We start from the raw sequence: 21,196 nt of genomic DNA on the forward strand, positions 1-21,196 counted from the left end.
CATATGACGAATGCACCAGAGTCTTCCACCAAGAAGATCCGCTGCATAACAGGGCAAGTCATAACTACAAGGCCTGGTTGCGCACATCTTGAGTGCACTTATTTAGACACTCGGAACTTTGTATGCCTGCACACGGCATTGTGGCGCCTGTAAGCCGCACTTTCGAGTGCACTAGTGAACGCTGAACACCATTAACTCCGGCCTTCTAAGGCCTGATATATACAGAGGTAATTGCGATGCGCATCAGCATATTTGGTTTGGGTTACGTTGGCGCAGTATGTGCCGGTTGCCTGTCTGCACGGGGCCATGACGTAGTTGGCGTCGATGTTGCCAAAGACAAGATCGACATGATCAACGCTGGCAAATCCCCCATTGTTGAACCGGGCCTGGGCGAACTTCTGCAACAGGGTATTCAGACCGGTCGTCTGCGTGGCACGACCAACTTCGCCGAAGCGATTCGTGACACCGACCTGTCGATGATCTGCGTCGGTACGCCAAGCAAGAAGAACGGTGACCTCGAACTGAACTACATCGAGGCCGTGTGCCGCGAGATCGGTTTTGTTCTGCGTGAAAAAACCACCCGCCACACCATCGTCGTACGCAGCACTGTACTGCCGGGCACCGTCGCCAACGTGGTGATCCCGATTCTCGAAGACTGCTCGGGCAAGAAGGCCGGTGTCGACTTCGGCGTTGCGGTCAACCCTGAGTTCCTGCGTGAATCCACCGCCATCGCCGACTACGACCTGCCACCGATGACCGTTATCGGCGAGTTCGACAAGGCTTCGGGCGACGTTCTGCAATCGCTGTACGAAGAACTCGACGCACCGATCATCCGCAAGGACATCGCCGTTGCCGAGATGATCAAGTACACCTGCAACGTCTGGCACGCGACCAAAGTGACCTTCGCCAACGAGATCGGCAACATCGCCAAAGCGGTCGGCGTCGATGGCCGCGAAGTGATGGAAGTGGTCTGCCAGGACAAGACCCTTAACCTGTCCCAGTACTACATGCGCCCGGGCTTCGCCTTCGGCGGTTCGTGCCTGCCGAAAGACGTGCGCGCCCTGACCTACCGCGCCGGCTCCCTGGACGTCGAAGCACCGCTGCTCAACTCGCTGATGCGCAGCAACGAATCGCAAGTGCAGAACGCCTTCGACATCGTTGAAAGCCACGACAAGCGCAAAGTCGCCCTGCTCGGTTTGAGCTTCAAGGCCGGCACCGACGACCTGCGCGAAAGCCCATTGGTTGAGCTGGCCGAGATGCTGATCGGCAAGGGTTACGACCTGAGCATCTACGACAGCAACGTCGAGTACGCCCGTGTTCACGGCGCGAACAAAGACTACATCGAGTCGAAAATCCCCCACGTATCGTCCCTGCTCAACGCGGACTTCGATTCGGTGATCGATAACTCCGACGTGATCATCCTCGGCAACCGCGACGAGAAATTCCGTGCCCTGGCCCAACAAGCGCCGCACGGCAAACAGGTCATCGACCTGGTCGGCTTCATGGCCAAAGCCACCGACGCCGGTACTCGCACCGAAGGTATTTGCTGGTAACTCAGCGCCAAGCGACAAGCTTCGAGCTGCAAGTCAAAGCGATTTGCTTGCAGCTCGAAGCTTGCAACTTGAAGCCTCTCTTACCTTCGGATGACGTTGATGAGCAAGCTCAAACATTTTTTTCTGCAATCCGCCGGCTGGCTTTTTTATCTCAGTCTGCTGATGGGCCTGGCCTTGATGCTGCCCACGTCCACATTCGACTCCGAGTCGAAGGACTTCATTTTCCTGATTGGCGCCGTGGGTATCTGGCGCTACTCGATGGGTGCAACGCACTTTGTGCGCGGCATGATTTTTCTCTACATCGTTTACCCGCACCTGCGCCGCAAAGTGCGCAAGCTGGGTAAAGCGGCGGACCCGTCGCATGTGTTCCTGATGGTCACCAGTTTCCGTATCGACGCGCTGACCACGGCGCAGGTCTACAGCTCGGTGATCCGCGAAGCCATCGACTGCGAACTGCCGACCACCGTGGTCTGCTCGATCGTCGAAATGTCCGATGAGCTGCTGGTCAAGGCGCTGTGGGCGCGGATGAATCCACCCGACCGCGTCAAGCTCGACTTCGTGCGCATTCCCGGCACCGGCAAACGTGATGGCCTGGCCTACGGTTTCCGCGCGATTTCCCGTCACCTGCCGGACGACCGCGCCGTGGTGGCCGTGATCGATGGCGACACCGTGCTCGGCGAAGGAACCGTGCGCAAAACAGTGCCGTGGTTCCAGCTGTTCGGCAACGTCGGCGGCCTGACCACCAACGAATTCTGCGAAGTGCGCGGCGGCTACATCATGAGCGAATGGCACAAGCTGCGTTTCGCCCAGCGCCACATCAACATGTGCTCGATGGCCCTGTCCAAGCGCGTACTGACCATGACTGGCCGTATGTCGGTGTTCAAAGCGTCCGTGGTGACCAATCCGGAATTCATCGCCGACGTTGAAAGCGACTCGCTGCAACACTGGCGTCTGGGCCGCTTCAAGTTCTTGACCGGCGACGACAAGTCGAGCTGGTTCAGCCTGATGCGTCTGGGCTACGACACCTTTTACGTGCCTGATGCGGCGATCAACACCGTTGAACACCCGCCGGAAAAGAGCTTCATCAAGGCCAGCCGCAAACTGATGTTCCGCTGGTACGGCAACAACCTGCGCCAGAACTCGCGAGCGCTGGGCCTGGGTGTGAAACGCCTCGGCGCCTTCACGTCGGTGGTGCTGTTCGACCAGCGCGTATCGATGTGGACCTCTTTGCTCGGCCTGACCGTGGCGATCATCGCCAGCTTCAAATACGGCACCGCGTTCATCCTGGTTTATCTGCTGTGGATCGGCATCACCCGCCTGATCCTGACCCTGCTGTTGTCGTGCTCCGGTCACCGCATCGGCCCGGCTTACCCAGCGATTCTTTATTACAACCAGATCGTCGGCGCGCTGGTGAAGATCTACGTGTTCTTCCGCCTCGACCAACAATCCTGGACGCGCCAACCCACATCCCTGACCCGTGATCTCGCCAGCTTTCAACGTTGGTTCAACACCTGGTCGTCTCGGACCATGACCTTCTCCGCCGGCAGCATTTTCGTCGCCGTGCTGCTGATGATGGTCTGACCCGCCCCTATTGAATTAACAAGGAAATCGCCCCTATGAATACCGCCGTCAACGCCAACGTAGTGCATGAATCCGAAGCCCAGCGCCAACACGCCCGTGTGAAAATCCCGGCCAAACTGCGTTTCTTCGGTCCCGACCGGACACCGGTTGAAGCGCGGGTTCTCGACCTGTCCGCCGGTGGTCTGGCGTTCAACGCCGGGCAAATGCCGCTGACCATCGGCGAGGTGTACAAGGCGCGTCTGCAATTCGTCATCGACAACCTCGGCTTGGCGATGGACGTTGAACTGCAAGTGCGTTCCTACGACCGCCCGACCGGCCGCGTCGGTTGCCAGTTCCAGAACCTCGAGCAGCAGGACATTTCCACCCTGCGCCACTTGATCACTTCGCACCTGGCCGGCGACATCGTCAGCATCGGTGAAGTGCTGGCGACCCTGCAGCGCGATAACTTCACCAAGGCGCGCAAGGTCAAGGACGGCGGCTCTGGCATGACCCCGTTCGGTCGCTTGAAGGCCGTGACGTTCAGCGCCGGTGTGTTTGTCATCGGTCTGGTTGCGGCGGGTTTCATTTTCAAATCGGTGTACGGCATGTACTTCGTCAGCCACGCGCAGGCCGGCCTGGTCAGCGTGCCGGGGATGAACATCACCATGCCGCGCGACGGCACCGTGCAGAGTCTGGTCAAGTCCGACGGCGTCGCCGCGAAGGGCGCGCCACTGGCGACCTTCAGCACCAGCATGCTCGACGTCCTCAAGGGCCATCTGGAAGAAGATCAACTGTCCCCGGCCAAGGTTGAAGAACTGTTCGGCAAGCAAATGACCGGCACCCTGACTTCGCCGTGCGATTGCACCGTGGCCCAGCAACTGGTGGCTGACGGTCAATACGCGAGCAAGGGCGACGTGATTTTCCAACTGGTGCCGCGCAACACCCTGGCCAACGTTGATGCGCGCTTCTCCTATCGCCAGTTCGGCGACGTGCGCCCGGGTACTCCGGTGAGCTTCCAGATCGCCGGCGAAGACAAGACCCGCACCGGCAAGATCGTCAGCAGCACCAGCCTGAAAAGTGAAGACCTGTCCTCCGACATCCGCGTGCAGATAAAGCCTGACGAGCCGCTCGACAGCAGCCTCGCCGGTCGCCCGGTGGAAGTGAACAGCGACCGTGGTCCGAACCTGAACTGGCTGATCGACAAAGCCATGGCTGCCGGTCTTTAAGTCGAGGACATGCCTGTGACTACTCATATCTTCAACACACCGCTGACCCTGTGGGAGCGAGCCTGCTCGCGAAAGGGTCAGCACGGTTTGTCTGATGTACCGAGTCGACTGCTTCGCGAGCAGACTCGCTCCCACATGGGACTAGTGGTGTGCTCGCTGGCGCTGGCAGTGTCTCTGGCCGGTTGTGCCGGCCTGCCCGATCAGCGTCTGGCCAACGAAGCGCTCAAGCGTGGCGACACCGCCACCGCCGCGCAGAATTATCAGCAACTGGCCGATCTCGGTTACAGCGAGGCGCAAGTCGGTCTGGCCGATATCCAGGTCGACAGCCGCGACCCTGAGCAAATGAAACAGGCCGAAGCGACTTACCGCGCCGCCGCCAGTGTTTCGCCGCGTGCTCAGGCGCGTCTGGGCCGCTTGCTGGTGGCCAAACCGGGTTCCACCGAAGCCGAGCATCAGGAAGCCGAAAGCCTGCTGAAAAAAGCCGCCGCCAATGGCGAAGGCAACACGTTGATCCCGCTGGCGATGCTGTACCTGCAATACCCGCACAGCTTCCCCAACATCAACGCCCAGCAGCAGATCGATCAGTGGCGCAAATCCGGTTACCCGGAAGCGGGTCTGGCCCAAGTGCTGCTGTATCGCACCCAAGGCACCTACGACCAGCATCTGGATGACGTGGAAAAGATCTGCAAAGCCGCGATCAACACCACCGACGTCTGCTACGTCGAACTGGCCACCGTGTACCAGAAACGCGCGCAGCCTGAGCAACAAGCCGAGCTGATCAAGCAGATGCAGGCCGGTTACAGCCGTGGCACCGTCACCGCACAGCGCGTCGATTCCGTGGCCCGTGTACTGGCCGATTCGACCCTGGGCAAGCCCGACGAAAAAACCGCGCAGTCGCTGCTTGAGCCGATCGCTCCGGGCTACCCGGCGTCGTGGGTCACCCTCGCGCAATTGCTTTACGACTATCCCGAACTGGGCGACGTCGATCAGATGATGAAGTACCTCGACAACGGCCGCGCCGCCGACCAGCCGCGCGCCGAACTGTTGCTGGGCAAGCTCTACTACGAAGGCAAAATGGTCCCGGCCGACGCCAAAGTCGCCGAAGAACATTTCCAGAAAGCCGTTGGCCGCGAAGTCGCCGCCGACTACTACCTCGGCCAGATCTATCGCCGAGGCTACCTCGGCAAGGTCTATCCGCAGAAAGCGCTCGACCACTTGCTGACCGCTGCGCGCAACGGCCAGAACAGCGCCGATTTCGCCATCGCCCAGCTGTTTTCCCAAGGCAAGGGCACCCAGCCCGACCCGGTCAACGCCTACGTCTTCAGCCAACTGGCCAAGGCGCAAAACACCCCGCAAGCCGATGAGCTGGCGACCACCCTCGCCGCGCAATTGCCGCCCGAGCGTCTGGCCGAAGCCCAACGTCTGCTGCAACAGGAGCAAGCCAGCCGTGGCGCTCTGAACCAGAACACGCTGCAACTGCACGCCCTGCAAGAAGAAGACGGCGAGGAAAAATTATGAAGTTGAACCCATTCGTGAAGGCCGGTATTGGCCTCACTTTCGCGCTGATCTGGTCTTGCCCGACACTGGCCGCGATGACTGAAACCAAGAACTTCGGCCTCGAAGTTAAAGTCACCGGCCAGTCCGAAGACGACCGCGACCTCGGCACCGCCAGCGGCGGCGACGTCAACGGCGTCGGCCTCGACCTGCGTCCGTGGATCTACGGCGAAAGCGGCGCGTGGAGCGCTTACGCCATGGGCCAGGCCGTGACCTCGACCGACATCATCGAAACCGACACCCTGCAACAATCCGACGGTGAACAAACCACCGACAGCGGTGATCGCAAAACCAAGAAAAACTACCTGGCGATGCGCGAGTTCTGGGTCGGCTACAGCGGCCTCACCCCGTACCCGGGCGAAATGTTCAAGTTCGGTCGCCAGCGTCTGCGCAATGACGACGGCCAATGGCGCGACACCAACATCGAAGCGCTGAACTGGACCTTCGACACCACCCTGCTGCGCGCCAACGCCGGTGTCGCCGAACGCTTCAGCGAATACCGCACCGACCTCAAAGAGCTGGCGCCGAAAGACAAGGATCGCCTGCACGCCTACGCCGACGCCGCTTACCAGTGGACGCCGGGGCAATGGGTCGGGATTCGCGGTCATCACACCCACGATGACGGAAAACTCGATTACGCCGAACCGGGTGTGGCGCGCGACTCGCTGGATAAAACCGAGAACGGCGACATCAGCTGGCTCGGCCTGACCGCCGACAGCGACGCCTACAACTGGCGCAACACCAACACCGTCAATTACTGGGGCAGCATCACCGGCATGAGCGGCGACCGCGACACGGTCAACGCGCTGAATGCCGACGGGTCGCGCCCGGCACAAGCCAAGCGCAGCGATGACGTCAACGGCTGGGCCACCGACATCGGTGTACGTCTGCGCCTCGATCCGCAATGGCAAGTCGGCGGTGCCTATGCCCGCGCCAGCGCCGATTACGAGCAGAACGGTCTGGAGAGCAACCGCTCCAACTACACCGGCACGCGTTCGCGCGTTCACCGTTTCGGCGAAGCGTTCCGTGGCGAAATGAACAACATGCAGACCGCGACCCTGTTCGGTTCGTGGATGGTCAACGACGAATACGACGCCAGCCTGATCTACCACAAATTCTGGCGCGTCGACGGCAACAAGCCAGTCGGCAGCAACGGCATCAACGCCGTGGAAAACAACACCGACGACGTCACCGGCGCGATCCTTTCCAGCACCTCGCTGCCGCTTGAAGACGGCAACAAGGATCTCGGTCAGGAGATGGACCTGGTCGTCACCAAGTACTTCAAGCAAGGCCTGTTGCCGGCGGCGTTGAGCCAGTCGATCGACGAGCCTTCGGCCCTCGTGCGCTTCCGTGGCGGTGTATTCAAACCGGGCGATGCCTACGGCAAGCAGGTTGATTCGTACATGCACCGCGCGTTCATCGACGTGATCTGGCGCTTCTGATGCAAACCGCCAAGGGAGTGCCCGACATGATCAGCACCAGGATAGGCTCACTCAGCCTGCTGGCCGGCGCGATGCTGCTGGCCAGCGCCGGCGCCTTCGCCAGCGTGGAACCGGCGGCCCCTCAATCGGGCAAGCCGGCCACCGTGGCCAAAGAGCTGCAACAAGCCAAGACCTACACCGTCAGCAGCGCGCCAACCGACGCGCTGAATCTGGCCGCGCCGAAATTGCCTGACCTGTCCGGCTTCACCGCCGAAGCCGCTGCGGCGAAAATCGTCCGCAGCAAACCGGGCAAGATCAGCGTGCGCCGGATGATGCAGGAAGACGCGCTGAAGGACTTTATCGGCGGCGACAACAAGATGGCCGAATGGGTGGTGCGTCAGCACGGCATCCCGCAGGCGATCTTCGTCGACGACGGCTACATCAACCTCAAGGATCTGGCGAAGAAGCTGCCCAAGCAGTACTTCAGCGAGACCTCGCCGGGCGTGTACCTGTCGAAGCTGCCAATCGTCGTCGGCCGTAAAGGCATCCTCGAAATCGACGGCCAGACCCAGGAACTGCGCCTGTCGCAAGAGGCCGGCTCGTTCCTGGTCAACGACGGTCAGTTGTTCGTGCGTGATACCAAGATCACTGGCTGGCGCGAGAAGGACAAAGGCCCGGCAACCTTCCGTTCGCCGAAGGAATTCCGCCCGTTCCTGCTCGCCTGGGGTGGCACCGAGACCTATATCGTCAACAGCAAGATGGCCAGTTTCGGTTACGCCAACAGTAAGTCGTACGGCGTGAGTATTTCCCAGTACACGCCGAACATGGCCAAGGTGCTCAAGCGTCCTGAACCGACAGGCTGGATCGTCGGCTCCGAGTTCTCCGACATGTGGTACGGCTTCTACTGCTACGAGACCCGCGACTTCGTGGTCAAGGGCAACACCTACAAAGACAACATCGTTTACGGCATCGACCCGCACGACCGTTCCCACGGCCTGATCATTGCCGAGAACACCGTGCACGGCACGAAGAAGAAGCACGGGATCATCATTTCCCGTGAGGTCAACGACAGCTTCATCTTCAACAACAAGAGCTTCGACAACCACCTCTCGGGCCTGGTGATCGACCGGAACAGCGTCAACAACATCATTGCCTACAACGAGATCTACAAGAACCACACCGACGGCATCACGCTTTACGAGTCCGCCGACAACCTGCTGTGGGGCAACAAGGTCATCAGCAACAAGCGCCACGGCATCCGCATTCGTAACAGCGTGAACATTCGCCTCTACGAAAACGTCGCCATGGCCAACGGTTTGACTGGCGTTTACGGCCACATCAAAGACCTCACCGACACCGACCGTGACATCAAGCTCGACCCGTTCGATGCGCAGGTGTCGCTGATCGTCGTTGGCGGTGAACTGGCGGCCAACGGCAGCGGCCCGCTGTCGATCGATTCGCCTTTGAGCGTCGAGCTGTATCGCGTGTCGATGCTGGCGCCGACCAAATCCAGCGGCATCAGCTTCAACGGCATCCTCGGCGAGCGCCAGGATGAAATTCTCGACCTGTTGGTGCGCCAGCAGAAAGCCGTGCTGATCGACCCTGTCGAACGCCAGACCGAAATGCAGGACTGAGGATAATTTTATGCACCCACACTTGATCAAATTACTCAGCCTGTCGGCCCTGACCGTGGGCATTCTCGCGGCCAGCAACGGCGCCCGTGCCGATGAAAGCGCTGCCGCCACGCCGCCGAAGTTCAGCGCCGAACCGTGCTGCAACCTGTGCCCGGCTGCCCATGACGCGAAGAACTACACCACGCGTTATCAGCAGAACTTCACCACCCTGGTGCAGGCACAAGGCGACTGGTTGTTCCGGACGCAGGAAGACCTGCGCACCGAGTTCGACACCACCCCGGCAGGTTACAAACGTCTGCAACAACTGCACGATGCGTTCAAGGCCAAAGGCGTTGAGCTGGTGATCGTTTACCAGCCGACCCGTGGCCTGGTGAACCGCAACAAGCTCAACCCGCAGGAAAAAGCCGCGTTCGATTACGAGAAAGCGCTGGGCAACTACAAGACCATGCTCGGCCGTTTCGCCAAGATGGGTTACGTCGTGCCGGACCTGTCGCCGCTGACCAACGAATCGCTGCCGGACACCCTGCCCGCTCACGACTTCTACTTCCGTGGCGACCAGCACTGGACGCCATACGGCGCGCAGCGCACGGCGAAAATCGTTGCCGAGAAGGTCAAGCAGATCCCGGCCTTCGCCGACGTGCCCAAGCGTGAATTCGAAACCAAGCGCTCCGGGCGCATGGGCAAGACCGGCACCCTGCACAACATGGCCGGGCAACTGTGCGGCACCAGTTACGCGATTCAGTACATGGATCAGTTCACCACCGAGCCTAAGGGCGAGGCCGGTGATGGCGACCTGTTCGGTGATTCCGGCAATCCGCAAATCACCCTCGTCGGCACGTCGCACAGCGGCAAGAACTACAACTTCGCCGGCTTCCTCGAAGAGGCCATCGGCGCTGACATTCTCAACGTCGCCTTCCCCGGCGGCGGTCTGGAAGGTTCGATGTTGCAGTACCTCGGCAGCGACGAATTCCAGAAGACTCCGCCGAAAATTCTCATCTGGGAATTCTCGCCGCTGTACCGCCTCGACCAGGAAACCATCTATCGCCAGATGATGTCCCTGCTCGACAACGGCTGCGAAGGCAAAGACGCCCAGATGACCGCGAGCACCACGCTCAAGCCGGGCGGCAAACAAGAACTGCTGGTCAACAGCAAGAACCTGAACCTGCAGAACAGCAGCCATCAGGTCGACATCCGCTTCGCCGATCCTTCGGTGAAAACCCTGCAAGCCACCCTCTGGTACATGAACGGTCGCCACGAGGACATCAAGATCGAGAAACCGGAAACCTCCGACACCGACGGTCGTTTCGCCTTTGAGCTGCGCACGGACGAAGACTGGGCCTCGCAAAACCTGCTGGCGGTCGAAGTTCAGGGCCCGGAAGCGGGCACCGCGCCACAAAAAGTCGAAGCGAAAATCTGCAAACGCAACGTATTCCCGGGCGCTGGGCCACAAACCGCTCAGGTCGGGCAATGAGGTCTGCTATGCGAAATCCGAAACTCAAAAATCTGTTGGCACCGACGCTGCTGAGCCTGGCGATGTTCGCCGGGGCGACTCAGGCCGCCGCGCCACTGCGTCCACCTCAGGGCTATTTCGCGCCTGTGGATAAATTCAAGACCGGCGACCACAGCGAAGGCTGTGATGCGATGCCGGCGCCGTACACCGGCCCGCTGCAATTTCGCAGCAAATACGAAGGCTCGGACAAGGCCCGTTCGACCCTGAACGTGCAGTCGGAAAAGGCCTTCCGCGACACCACCAAAGACATCACCACGCTGGAACGCGGCACCGCCAAACGAGTAATGCAGTTCATGCGCGACGGTCGTCCGGAGCAGCTCGATTGCACGCTGAACTGGCTGACCGCGTGGGCCAAGGCCGATGCGTTGATGTCCAAAGACTTCAACCACACCGGCAAGTCGATGCGCAAATGGGCGCTGGGCAGCATGGCCTCTTCCTACATTCGCCTGAAATTCTCCGATTCGCATCCGCTGGCGCAGCATCAGCAGGAAGCGCAGGTGATCGAGGCGTGGTTCAGCAAAATGGCCGATCAGGTGGTCAGTGATTGGGACAACCTGCCGCTGGAAAAAACCAACAACCACTCTTACTGGGCTGCCTGGTCGGTGATGGCGACCTCGGTCGCGACCAACCGCCGCGATCTGTTTGATTGGGCGGTGAAGGAATACAAGGTTGGCGCCAATCAAGTTGATGCCGATGGCTTCCTGCCGAACGAACTCAAGCGCCAGCAACGCGCCCTCGCCTATCACAACTACGCCCTGCCGCCGCTGGCGATGATCGCCAGTTTCGCCCAGGTCAACGGTGTGGATTTGCGTCAGGAAAACAATGGCGCGCTGAAGCGTCTGGGTGATCGGGTGTTGTCGGGGGTGAAAGACCCGGATGAATTCGAGAAGAAGAACGGCAAAGAGCAGGACATGACCGACTTGAAAGAGGACATGAAATTCGCCTGGCTCGAACCGTTCTGCACCCTCTACACCTGTGCGCCGGATGTCATCGAGAAGAAGCGCGGCATGCAGCCGTTCAAGACCTTCCGCCTCGGCGGCGACCTGACCAAGGTCTACGACCCGTCCCATGAAAAGGGCAACAAAGGCAGTTAGTCGCTGATCGTTCCCACGCTCTGCGTGGGAATGCAGCACGGGACGCTCTGCGTCCCAAAGCGTGACGCAGAGCGTCACAAGAGGCATTCCCACGCAGAGCGTGGGAACGATCACACCCCTCCACTACCACGGGGGGTTTGGGGGGGCTTTGGCCCTTGACTGTTGGTTCAAACATGGAGAGATCGGGATGGTATTTTCATCCAACGTGTTCCTGTTTCTGTTCTTGCCGATCTTTCTCGGCTTGTACTACTTGAGCGGGCAACGCTATCGCAACCTGCTGCTGCTGATTGCCAGCTACGTGTTCTATGCCTGGTGGCGTGTGGACTTCCTCGCGCTATTCGCCGCCGTCACGCTGTGGAACTACTGGATCGGCCTCAAAGTCGGTGCCGCCGGTGTGCGGACCAAACCGGCGCAGCGCTGGCTGCTGCTCGGTGTCGCGGTGGATCTGTGCATCCTCGGCTACTTCAAGTACGCCAACTTCGGCGTCGACAGCATCAACGCGATGATGACGTCGGTCGGTCTTGAGCCGTTCATCCTTACCCACGTGCTGCTGCCGATCGGTATCTCGTTCTACATTTTCGAATCGATCAGCTACATCATCGACGTGTATCGCGGCGACACCCCGGCCACGCGCAACCTGATCGACTTCGCCGCCTTCGTAGCGATCTTCCCGCACTTGATTGCCGGCCCGGTGCTGCGTTTCCGCGACCTCGCCGACCAGTTCAACAACCGCACGCACACCCTCGACAAGTTCTCCGAGGGCTGCACGCGGTTCATGCAGGGTTTCATCAAAAAGGTCTTTATCGCCGACACCCTCGCGGTGGTCGCCGACCATTGTTTCGCCCTGCAAAACCCGACCACTGGCGATGCCTGGCTCGGCGCACTGGCGTACACCGCGCAGCTGTATTTCGACTTCTCCGGTTACAGCGACATGGCCATTGGTCTGGGCCTGATGATGGGTTTCCGCTTCATGGAAAACTTCAAACAGCCGTACATCAGCCAGTCGATCACCGAGTTCTGGCGCCGCTGGCACATCAGCCTGTCGACCTGGCTGCGTGACTATCTGTACATCACCCTCGGCGGTAACCGTAAAGGCACGCTGATGACCTATCGCAACCTGTTCCTGACCATGCTCCTCGGTGGTCTGTGGCACGGCGCGAACATCACCTACATCGTCTGGGGCGCCTGGCACGGCATGTGGCTGGCGATTGAAAAAGCGCTGGGCCTGAACACCTCGCCACGCAGCCTCAACCCGATCCGCTGGGCGCTGACCTTCCTGCTCGTGGTCATGGGCTGGGTGATCTTCCGCGCAGAGAACCTGCACGTTGCCGGTCGTATGTACGGCGCAATGTTCAGCTTCGGTGAATGGTCGCTGTCGGAACTCAATCAGGCCAGCCTCACCGGTCTGCAAGTGGCGACCCTCGTGGTGGCGTACGTAACGCTGGCGTTCTTCGGTCTGCGCGATCTGTACACCAACCAGCCGCCGGCCAAGACCAAACCTGAAGTCAACGTTGAGGCCAACGGCCCTGCCACGGCAACTCCGGGAATGATCAAAGCAGCGCCTGGCGAAAACCCGGCAAGCATCCACGAGCCAGGCTACACCGTGGGCGTCGAAGCCCAGGTGCAACCGGCCTACTGGAGCGCGGACTGGTCCCGTTATGTGATGCGCGGCCTGATCCTGCTGCTGTTCATCGCCTCGATTCTCAAACTCTCGGCGCAAAGCTTCTCGCCGTTCCTTTACTTCCAGTTCTGAGGGATCTGACATGACCCGCTCATTACGCATCTTCTACATCGCCCTGTTCCTGGTGACCCTGTTGGTCCTTGGTCTGTGGTCGGTTCGCAGCTTTTTCGGCTTCAGCACCAATGCCGAGGCGACCGTGCTCAACGGCCGTTGGACCAAGGCTGTGGAAACGCACTACGACGATCAATTCCCGATCAAGCGTCTGGGCACCAACCTCTGGGCCGCGCTGGATTTCAAACTGTTCAACGAAGGTCGTCCGGGCGTGGTGCTCGGTCGCGATCAGTGGTTGTACAGCGATGAGGAATTCAACCCGATCGTCAACGAAGAGCTGAACCTGCAAGGCAACTACGCGCTGGTCGAAGGCGTGCGCCAGACCCTGAAAGAGAAAGGCGTGAAACTGGTGATGGCGATCGTGCCGGCCAAGGTTCGTCTGTACCCGGAGCATCTGGGTGAAGTGAAACCTTCGAGCATCCACGAAAATCTCTATCAGGATTTCCATGCTCGTGTAGCCGCCGACAAGATCCTCGCCCCTGACCTGCTCAAGCCGTTCCAGCAGGCCAAGCAGAGCGGTGAACAAGTGTTCCTGCGCACCGACACGCACTGGACGCCGGAAGGCGCCGAGATCGCGGCCAACACGCTGGCGAAAACCATCGCCGACAAGTTCCCGCTCAGCGGCGAGCCGCAGCGCTTCGTCACCACGCCAGCCGAGAAGGTCACGCACAAGGGCGATCTGCGCTTGTTCCTGCCGCTCGATCCGCTGTTCGAAAACCTGATGCCGGCGCAAGAGCCCCTGCAAAAGCGCAACACCGTCGCGGCCGGCGATCAGCCTGCCGGTGACGACGCGCTGTTCGCCAGCAATGAAGTGCCGGTGGCACTGGTCGGCACCAGCTACAGCGCCAACCCCAACTGGAACTTCGTCGGTGCACTGAAACAAGCGCTGCACAGCGACGTGGTGAGCTACGCCGAAGACGGCCACGGCCCGATCCTGCCGATGCTCAGCTACCTGAAAAGCGATGACTTCAAGAACAGCCCGCCACAGGTGCTGATCTGGGAGTTTCCTGAACGTTATCTGCCTGTGAACAACGAAATCGGCGACGCCGACCCGCAGTGGGTCGCAGAGCTTAAACAAGCCGGCGCGCGCCAACAAAACGTAGCAATCAACACTAAATCCGAGACGCCCGATCGGGCGCAAAACTGAAAGAGAGGTACACCATGACTTTCACTACTACTCCTCGTCGTCTCGCAAAACGCATTGCACTGGTTGCAGGTCTGAGCGTGTTGTCGGTTCAAGCTTTCGCCGGTGGTGACGCCGCGCTGTACGGCCCGACCGCACCGAAAGGCTCGACCTTCGTGCGTGTCTACAACGCCAGCAACGCTGAAGTCAGCGCCACTGTCGGCAGCACCAACCTGAGCGACGTTGCGCCACTGGCCAGCAGCGATTTCAGCTTCATGCCGGGTGGTGATTACAGCGCCAAGGTCGGCAGCCAGACCCTGCCGGTGAAACTCGCCGGTGACCACTACTACACCCTGGTCAACAACGCTTCCGGCGCGCCGCAACTGATCGAAGAACCGCCGTTCAAGAACAAGCAGAAATCCCTGGTGCGCGTGCAGAACCTCAGCGACAAACCGCTGACCCTGAAGACCGCTGACGGCAAGACCGACGTGGTGCCGAACGTGGCCGCCAAGGGCCGTGGCGAACGTGAAATCAACCCGGTGAAAGTCAGCCTGGCGCTGTACGAAGGTGACAAGAAAGTCGGCGACGTAAAACCAGTCGCCCTTGAGCGCGGTGAAGCAGCGGTGCTGTACGTCACCGGCAGCGGCAGCAGCCTGTCGCCAGTCTGGGTGAAACGCCCGGTATCGACTCGCTAACAAATTTTCCGAACTGACGCAGTCCCCCATGTGGGAGCGAGCCTGCTCGCGAATACGGTCTGACATCCAACATCAATGTCGACTGATACGCCGCTTTCGCGAGCAGGCTCGCTCCCACCCTTGACCGGGTTGTCAGTTCGGGTACGAAACAAAAACAAGAGTGAAACGACACAGCGTTCGTGCCTCTAACCAATCGATTTTATGGAGTAAACAATATGATTCCGGTGATCTTGTCAGGTGGTAGCGGTTCACGTCTTTGGCCGCTTTCGCGTAAGCAGTTTCCCAAGCAATTCCTCGCCCTGACCGGCGAACACACATTGTTCCAGCAGACCCTCGAGCGTCTGGTGTTCGAAGGCATGGACACCCCGATCGTGGTCTGCAACAAGGATCACCGCTTCATCGTCAACGAGCAGTTGGCCAATCGCAATCTCGAATGCCAGCGCATCCTCATGGAACCGTTCGGCCGCAACACCGCGCCGGCCGTGGCGCTGACCGCGATGATGCTGGTCAACGAAGGCCGTGATGAGTTGATGCTGGTGCTGCCGGCCGACCACGTGCTGGAAGACCAGAAAGCCCTGCAACGCGCCCTCGCCCTCGCCACCGTCGCTGCCGAAAACGGCGAAATGGTCCTGTTCGGCGTGCCGGCGACCAAACCGGAAACCGGTTACGGCTACATCAAATCCACCGGCGATTCGCTGCTGCCCGAAGGCGTCAGCCGCGTGTCGCACTTCGTCGAAAAACCTGACGTCAAACGCGCCACCGAGTACGTTGCGTCCGGCGGTTACTACTGGAACAGCGGCATGTTCCTGTTCCGCGCCAGCCGCTTCCTCGAAGAGCTGAAAAAGCACGATCCAGACATCTACGACACCTGCCTGCTGACCCTTGAGCGCAGCGAGCAGGACAACGACACCGTGACCTTCGACGAAGCCACCTTCGCCTGCTGCCCGGACAACTCCATCGACTATTCCGTGATGGAAAAAACCCAGCGTGCCTGCGTGGTGCCGCTGACCGCAGGCTGGAGCGACGTGGGTTGCTGGTCGTCACTGTGGGAAGTCAACGAGAAAGACGCCAACGGCAACGTCAGCAAAGGCGACGTGGTGATTCAGGACAGCAAGAACTGCATGATCCACGGCAACGGCAAACTGGTGTCGGTGATCGGTCTGGAAAACATCGTTGTGGTCGAAACCAAAGACGCCATGATGATTGCCCACAAGGACTCGGTTCAGGGCGTCAAGCAGATGGTCAACACGCTCAACGAGCAGGGCCGCAGCGAAACCCAGAACCACTGCGAAGTCTATCGTCCGTGGGGCTCGTACGATTCGGTGGACATGGGCGGACGTTTCCAGGTCAAGCACATCTCGGTGAAACCGGGCGCCTGCCTGTCGCTGCAGATGCACCACCACCGCGCCGAACACTGGATCGTGGTCAGCGGCACTGCCGAAGTGACCTGCGATGACAACGTGTTCCTGCTCTGCGAAAACCAGTCGACCTATATCCCGATCGCCTCGGTCCATCGTCTGCGCAACCCGGGTAAGATCCCGCTGGAAATCATCGAAGTCCAGTCGGGTTCGTACTTGGGTGAAGACGATATCGAACGCTTCGAAGATATCTATGGCCGCTCCACCCCGATCGAACGCGGCGTGTCGGTGAAGACCATCGCCCAGTAATGATCGGCAACGCTCAGTAAAACAAGAAGCCCCCGTCCAGCCCACTGCGTCCCCTATCCGCAGCGGGTTGGGCGGGGGCTTTTTTCTACCCGAAATTAGAGCCTCGACGCGGACGGTTGTCGAAACCGTCTTCCAGGTCGCTGTGGATAAGATCCGCTGATGGCTGCGCGAACGCCGTAAAAAACAGTTGCTGCGCCAGAGGGCTTGGCGTTTCCGGGGGCGGTGCGAACGGCGACGGTTGATGGGTGGCCGTCATTGAACCGATGTTCCGCGCAACGCCATCTGGTGAACGTGACCTCGGCGAAGCGAAGGTCGCGGGTGTCGTCAATTGCCGATACTGCATAGTCGTCTGGGCTTCGGACATTTCCATCAGGTTGCCAACCGTGCGACTTACCGCGCCCACGACTTGTGCCGCCGGATGCCTCGTACCGCTCAATAGTTTGCCCCCCCACTGGAATGTCGACGCCACGGTTCCTCGCCTTTGCGCAAGCACTCGCGGGTCTTCGACCGGACTGTTGAATGCGACCGAAAGGGGACCCATGATCTGGCTGGTGGCTTTCTCGCCCACCAACTTGTGCATGACGGAGGAAATCATCTCGCCAGCGTGATACATCACCGGCCCGGACGGCGGAGAAGTCTGGGTTCTGGCGGCGGCAAGCACGTGCGCCTGATGAGTGTTGAGCGGCGAATTACCCTGACGACCCAGCTCCTCAAGTGCAATGGGGATGGCCTGACGATACGCCTGAACTCGCGGATCGGGGTCATTGGCATAAAAATTACGTACGGGTTGCATGCCATCTGCCTGGAAGGCATTCACGAGACCGCGATCCGCCAAATCCCGATACGTCCGGTCTTTCGGTTTTGGGTCGGGATCCAGCCCATCGGGATCCAGATAAAACAGCGGGTTGTTGCGCATCGCACGATAACGGTTCGGCCCGTCGACCGCCCCGGCGGGATCAGGATTGAGCCAGCGCTGCAACCACGGGATGTAATAACGAAAGCCATAGTCATACAGCCCCGTCGCATCGCGTTCCTTGCCAGTGTAGCGAACGGTTCGGTAGCTGGCCTCGCAGGCTTGATGCCATGCCGTTGCTCCGAACGGATAGAAGACTTCGCGACTGATGACCCGGGCATCTTCGGCCAGTTCAAAGCCCACCGAACCGAGATGATCGCTGAAGTCGTAGCGACACTGATCGTTGACACCGGACGGCGGCGGACTGTCCCAATGGATGACCCGAACACTGTTGAGCCCGGCCGCAACGACGATGACCTGCCGTTCCTCGCCCGTGCCGCTGTCGCTGCGCAATTCCAGCCCCGGCAGATAGCGCACCTGCGCGACGACCGTGCGCGCGCGGGTCTGCAACGCGCGAACCTTGCGCGCACGCTGGCCCTGACCGTCGTACACATACACTTCCTGATCACTCAAGCCGTCATCGCGCTGCACGGGGGTGATCGATTGCAACTGGTTGCGCAGATTCCACACCAGCGACCGGCCCGCCGCCAGCTCGCGCAAATTGCCGCGCGCATCAAACGCTGCGGCAATTTCCGTCTCATCGGGCGGCACGCCATTGCGCCAAGGCAAACAACGATTGCTGTAACGCGCAGCTTGTAGATCATGCCCGGGTGCCTGCGCGCCGACGTGGCTCAGCTTGAGCAGGTTGCCGCCGTCGTCGTACCGGTAGTGCTGACGATAATTGGCCAGTGGCGTGTCTCCCTGCCCCACGGCCGCCTCCCAGCCACTCGCCTCGCTCAACTGATAGAGGCTGTCATAGCGAAAACGGCTGATCGGATCGATTCGCTGGTTAGCGAAATAACGCACCGGCAACACCTGGTCTTCGATACTGAGGACATTGCCGATCAGGTCGTATTGATACAGCAAATGCTGGAGCACCACGCCCTTTTCCGTGATGGCCTGGCGCTCCAGCAGCCGACCATCCTGCACGCGATAGCGCAGTGTCGAGCTGACGCGATTGCCGGCGATTTCGAACTCGACCCGGCCATCGGCGTTGTAACGAATGTGGCTGACCAGCGGCCGCGCGGTGGTGTGATGTTGAAGTTGCAACGCGGCGCTGCGCAAACGCCCATCCAGCGTTATTGCAAAGCTTTGCCGGTGACCCTTCGCATCGATCTGTTCAAGCAGCGGCCCGAGCGGCGCATAGCGCCACCGCGTATTCGCGCCCGCTCCGGGTTCGAGCAACTGCGCTCGCTCTTCGATCGGCAATGGCCAATCGGGGCTGGACGTATCAGCGGTGAAATGGCGGGTGTTTTCGCGGCATTGGCCGGTGATTGCAAACTGCTCGAAAAGCACGCTGCCGGCGGGATCGTCGTGACGGATCAACTGGCCGAGCTGATTGCGTTGCGCGTCGGCCTCCTCTGGTTCGCCGTAAAGAAACCGTTCGACACAACGTCGAGGTTCGCCGACGCCAGCCTCGAATTTGGCCTTAGGGCGCAGCAAGCCGTCGAACTCAGCCTCTGTGCCTGTGCCACGGCTGTCCCAGCCGAATAACGCTTGATTGCCTGGGCCGAGCAACTCGATGTGCATGCCAGCATCGGTGCTGTTCGAGCGCAGTATCTGCTCGCTCAATGCATACACCGTGGTCAGACTGGCCGGCGTCTGCGGATCCGACACGTGCAGTCGCCACAGGCGCGGGTCCCACTGCTGCACGGCGCGCCCTGCCGGGTCGCGGGCCGTGCGGGTGATGCGCGATTCAACCGGCCCGGTCTCATTGGCGCGCCAGTAACCGACCGCACGGATTTCCAGACCGCGTGGGTCGATGACCGCCAGTGTCGGTGTCTTGCTGTGCGTGCCCATGGGGTTGCCCGAATCCTTTTTGGCCTGTGGATATCTGAGCAGGCGCCAGCGCGGGTGCCTACTGTCAGAAATTACAGTTCCGACCAGCGGTGCAATCCGTGGCGGCGTGCATGTCCATTCGCGCAGCCCTTCGGTAGGATGGAGGCCACGAACTCAAGGAGTGTTCCCCTATGTTCATCGGCGTTTTACTGGTCATCACCTGGCTGGTCCTGCTGTTGCGCTACCCGGCCAAGGCCTTGCCGGTGTCGGTGGCCGCCGCGATTGGGCTCGGTCTGGTTGCGGTGTGGGTGGTGTGGCTGGACAACCGCGAGATCAAACAACTGGCGCGCCTTGAACTGCGCATCAGCTACGCGCCCGAACAATGCCCGGCCGATCGCCCGTTGCAACTGAAGATGAACAACGGCAACGACGTGCCGCTGACCGAACTGCGCTGGCGCATTGCAGCTTATGCGCCGGGCGACACGGTCAATCTGGCCGACAATCAATACACAGCGCCGCGTTACCGCGGCCCGGGCGAATTGCAGGCCGGTGGCAACTGGGAAGACTGCTTGCCGCTGCCACCGCTGCGGCCCGGTTATCGCCCGCAAACCCTGGAGTTTCGCGCCGAGCGCTTGCAGGGTAGTTTCTCTGACTGATTCCCCTCCCCCCATTTGTTGCACAAGGAATGCGCCATGCCCGTTGCGTTGATTACCGGTTGTTCCAGCGGCATTGGCCGCGCCCTCGCCGATGCGTTCAAAGCCGCCGGTTTCGATGTCTGGGCCAGTGCGCGCAAGACTGAAGATGTCGCCGTGCTGAGCGCTGCCGGATTCACCGCTGTGCAACTGGACGTCAATGACGGCGCCGCACTGGAGCAACTCGCTGAGCGAATCAACCAGCAACACGGCGGCCTCGACGTGTTGATCAACAATGCCGGTTACGGGGCCATGGGTCCGCTGCTCGACGGCGGCGTGCCGGCCATGCAGCGTCAGTTCGAAACCAATGTGTTCTCGATCGTCGGCGTCACCCGTGCGCTGTTTCCGGTGCTGCGCCGGACTAAAGGTCTGGTGGTGAATATCGGCAGTGTGTCAGGCGTTCTGGTCACGCCGTTTGCCGGTGCTTACTGCGCTTCGAAAGCCGCGGTACATGCGTTGAGCGATGCCTTGCGCATGGAGCTGGCGCCCTTCGGCATTCGCGTGATGGAAGTGCAGCCGGGGGCGATTCAATCGAGCTTCGCCAAGAACGCCGGGCATGAAGCCGAGCTACTGATCAACGAACAATCGCCGTGGTTTCCGCTGCGCGAAGGGATTCGTGCACGGGCCAAGGCTTCGCAGGACAAACCGACCCCGGCCAATGAGTTCGCCGCTGAACTGCTCAAGGCTGCGCAACAAAGCAAACCACCGCGATTGATCCGCATCGGCAATGGCAGCCGCGCCTTGCCGTTGCTGGCGACGCTGGCGCCCAAGGGCTTGCTGGAATCGACACTGATGAAGCGGTTCGGGTTGCGCGGGCAACTCTGAGACCGCGTCGCCGCCAATCGCTGGCAGGGCTAGCTCCCACGGGGGATTTGTGAGCGACA

Annotated in this window: 15 protein-coding genes; 14 read left to right on the top strand and 1 reads right to left on the bottom strand. The window is 60.4% G+C overall.

The features are described 5' to 3' along the window. Window positions 1–236: 236 nt before the first annotated feature. From ACQ4OE_RS10620 to ACQ4OE_RS10675, 12 genes are all read left to right on the top strand, one after another. On the top strand, window positions 237–1,553 hold the full coding sequence (locus ACQ4OE_RS10620; protein ID WP_008087506.1) for a nucleotide sugar dehydrogenase: 1,317 nt from the start codon (window positions 237–239) through the stop codon (window positions 1,551–1,553). Between the two features lie 99 nt (window positions 1,554–1,652). Then, entirely contained in the window at window positions 1,653–3,134 is a 1,482-nt protein-coding gene (alg8, locus tag ACQ4OE_RS10625; RefSeq protein ID WP_163005317.1) for a mannuronan synthase, read from the top strand. A 35-nt stretch (window positions 3,135–3,169) separates the two neighbouring features. Further along, a complete protein-coding gene (locus ACQ4OE_RS10630) occupies window positions 3,170–4,339 on the top strand; it encodes a PilZ domain-containing protein (RefSeq protein ID WP_430946611.1) in 1,170 nt (389 codons plus the stop codon). Between the two features lie 9 nt (window positions 4,340–4,348). After that, window positions 4,349–5,857, top strand: a complete 1,509-nt coding sequence (gene algK / locus ACQ4OE_RS10635; RefSeq protein ID WP_430946612.1) for an alginate biosynthesis TPR repeat lipoprotein AlgK — start codon at window positions 4,349–4,351, stop codon at window positions 5,855–5,857. Beyond that, on the top strand, window positions 5,854–7,335 hold the full coding sequence (locus ACQ4OE_RS10640; RefSeq protein WP_430946613.1) for an alginate export family protein: 1,482 nt from the start codon (window positions 5,854–5,856) through the stop codon (window positions 7,333–7,335). The genes algK and ACQ4OE_RS10640 overlap by 4 nt, the downstream gene beginning before the upstream one ends. Before the next feature lie 26 nt (window positions 7,336–7,361). Then, on the top strand, window positions 7,362–8,948 hold the full coding sequence (gene algG / locus ACQ4OE_RS10645; RefSeq protein WP_430946614.1) for a mannuronan 5-epimerase AlgG: 1,587 nt from the start codon (window positions 7,362–7,364) through the stop codon (window positions 8,946–8,948). A gap of 10 nt (window positions 8,949–8,958) precedes the next feature. Further along, window positions 8,959–10,419 (top strand): alginate O-acetyltransferase, encoded by a 1,461-nt coding sequence (locus tag ACQ4OE_RS10650; protein ID WP_430946615.1) that lies wholly within the window; start codon window positions 8,959–8,961, stop codon window positions 10,417–10,419. Window positions 10,420–10,427: 8 nt separating this feature from the next. Continuing rightward, complete coding sequence (locus ACQ4OE_RS10655; RefSeq protein WP_122595066.1) at window positions 10,428–11,552, top strand: mannuronate-specific alginate lyase; 1,125 nt, start codon at window positions 10,428–10,430, stop codon at window positions 11,550–11,552. A gap of 187 nt (window positions 11,553–11,739) precedes the next feature. Continuing rightward, a complete protein-coding gene (locus ACQ4OE_RS10660; protein WP_105705580.1) occupies window positions 11,740–13,305 on the top strand; it encodes an MBOAT family O-acyltransferase in 1,566 nt (521 codons plus the stop codon). 10 nt (window positions 13,306–13,315) lie between these two features. Continuing rightward, window positions 13,316–14,491, top strand: a complete 1,176-nt coding sequence (locus ACQ4OE_RS10665) for an alginate O-acetyltransferase (protein ID WP_430946616.1) — start codon at window positions 13,316–13,318, stop codon at window positions 14,489–14,491. 14 nt (window positions 14,492–14,505) lie between these two features. Then, on the top strand, window positions 14,506–15,162 hold the full coding sequence (locus ACQ4OE_RS10670) for an alginate O-acetyltransferase AlgF (RefSeq protein WP_003221835.1): 657 nt from the start codon (window positions 14,506–14,508) through the stop codon (window positions 15,160–15,162). Window positions 15,163–15,377: 215 nt separating this feature from the next. Further along, complete coding sequence (locus ACQ4OE_RS10675; protein ID WP_122595068.1) at window positions 15,378–16,829, top strand: mannose-1-phosphate guanylyltransferase/mannose-6-phosphate isomerase; 1,452 nt, start codon at window positions 15,378–15,380, stop codon at window positions 16,827–16,829. Between the two features lie 85 nt (window positions 16,830–16,914). Here the strand turns inward: ACQ4OE_RS10675 and ACQ4OE_RS10680 are convergent, their stop codons facing one another. Next, on the bottom strand, window positions 16,915–19,641 hold the full coding sequence (locus ACQ4OE_RS10680) for an RHS repeat-associated core domain-containing protein (protein WP_430946617.1): 2,727 nt from the start codon (window positions 19,639–19,641) through the stop codon (window positions 16,915–16,917). 170 nt (window positions 19,642–19,811) lie between these two features. Here ACQ4OE_RS10680 and ACQ4OE_RS10685 point away from each other — a divergent pair, with 170 nt between their 5' ends. Then, the gene (locus ACQ4OE_RS10685; protein WP_430946618.1) at window positions 19,812–20,276 is read left to right on the top strand and encodes a multidrug transporter; all 465 of its coding nucleotides are present in this window, start codon (window positions 19,812–19,814) and stop codon (window positions 20,274–20,276) included. A 36-nt stretch (window positions 20,277–20,312) separates the two neighbouring features. Beyond that, window positions 20,313–21,137 carry an SDR family oxidoreductase gene (locus tag ACQ4OE_RS10690; RefSeq protein WP_430946619.1) on the top strand — a complete coding sequence of 275 codons (825 nt, stop codon included), beginning with the start codon at window positions 20,313–20,315 and terminating at the stop codon, window positions 21,135–21,137. Window positions 21,138–21,196 lie beyond the last annotated feature (59 nt).

The sequence above is a fragment of the Pseudomonas sp. WC2 genome (assembly GCF_050586545.1).
Classification (GTDB): Bacteria; Pseudomonadota; Gammaproteobacteria; order Pseudomonadales; family Pseudomonadaceae; genus Aquipseudomonas.

Bases quoted from the DNA above. Each gene is read 5' to 3' on its own strand.
- ACQ4OE_RS10690 (WP_430946619.1), top strand. From the start codon at position 20,313: ATGCCCGTTGCGTTGATTACCGGTTGTTCCAGCGGCATTGGCCGCGCC.
- ACQ4OE_RS10680 (WP_430946617.1), bottom strand. From the start codon at position 19,641: ATGGGCACGCACAGCAAGACACCGACACTGGCGGTCATCGACCCACGC.
- algG (WP_430946614.1), top strand. From the start codon at position 7,362: ATGATCAGCACCAGGATAGGCTCACTCAGCCTGCTGGCCGGCGCGATG.
- ACQ4OE_RS10650 (WP_430946615.1), top strand. From the start codon at position 8,959: ATGCACCCACACTTGATCAAATTACTCAGCCTGTCGGCCCTGACCGTG.
- ACQ4OE_RS10620 (WP_008087506.1), top strand. From the start codon at position 237: ATGCGCATCAGCATATTTGGTTTGGGTTACGTTGGCGCAGTATGTGCC.
- alg8 (WP_163005317.1), top strand. From the start codon at position 1,653: ATGAGCAAGCTCAAACATTTTTTTCTGCAATCCGCCGGCTGGCTTTTT.
- ACQ4OE_RS10660 (WP_105705580.1), top strand. From the start codon at position 11,740: ATGGTATTTTCATCCAACGTGTTCCTGTTTCTGTTCTTGCCGATCTTT.
- ACQ4OE_RS10630 (WP_430946611.1), top strand. From the start codon at position 3,170: ATGAATACCGCCGTCAACGCCAACGTAGTGCATGAATCCGAAGCCCAG.
- ACQ4OE_RS10655 (WP_122595066.1), top strand. From the start codon at position 10,428: ATGCGAAATCCGAAACTCAAAAATCTGTTGGCACCGACGCTGCTGAGC.
- ACQ4OE_RS10670 (WP_003221835.1), top strand. From the start codon at position 14,506: ATGACTTTCACTACTACTCCTCGTCGTCTCGCAAAACGCATTGCACTG.
- algK (WP_430946612.1), top strand. From the start codon at position 4,349: ATGCCTGTGACTACTCATATCTTCAACACACCGCTGACCCTGTGGGAG.
- ACQ4OE_RS10675 (WP_122595068.1), top strand. From the start codon at position 15,378: ATGATTCCGGTGATCTTGTCAGGTGGTAGCGGTTCACGTCTTTGGCCG.
- ACQ4OE_RS10665 (WP_430946616.1), top strand. From the start codon at position 13,316: ATGACCCGCTCATTACGCATCTTCTACATCGCCCTGTTCCTGGTGACC.
- ACQ4OE_RS10685 (WP_430946618.1), top strand. From the start codon at position 19,812: ATGTTCATCGGCGTTTTACTGGTCATCACCTGGCTGGTCCTGCTGTTG.
- ACQ4OE_RS10640 (WP_430946613.1), top strand. From the start codon at position 5,854: ATGAAGTTGAACCCATTCGTGAAGGCCGGTATTGGCCTCACTTTCGCG.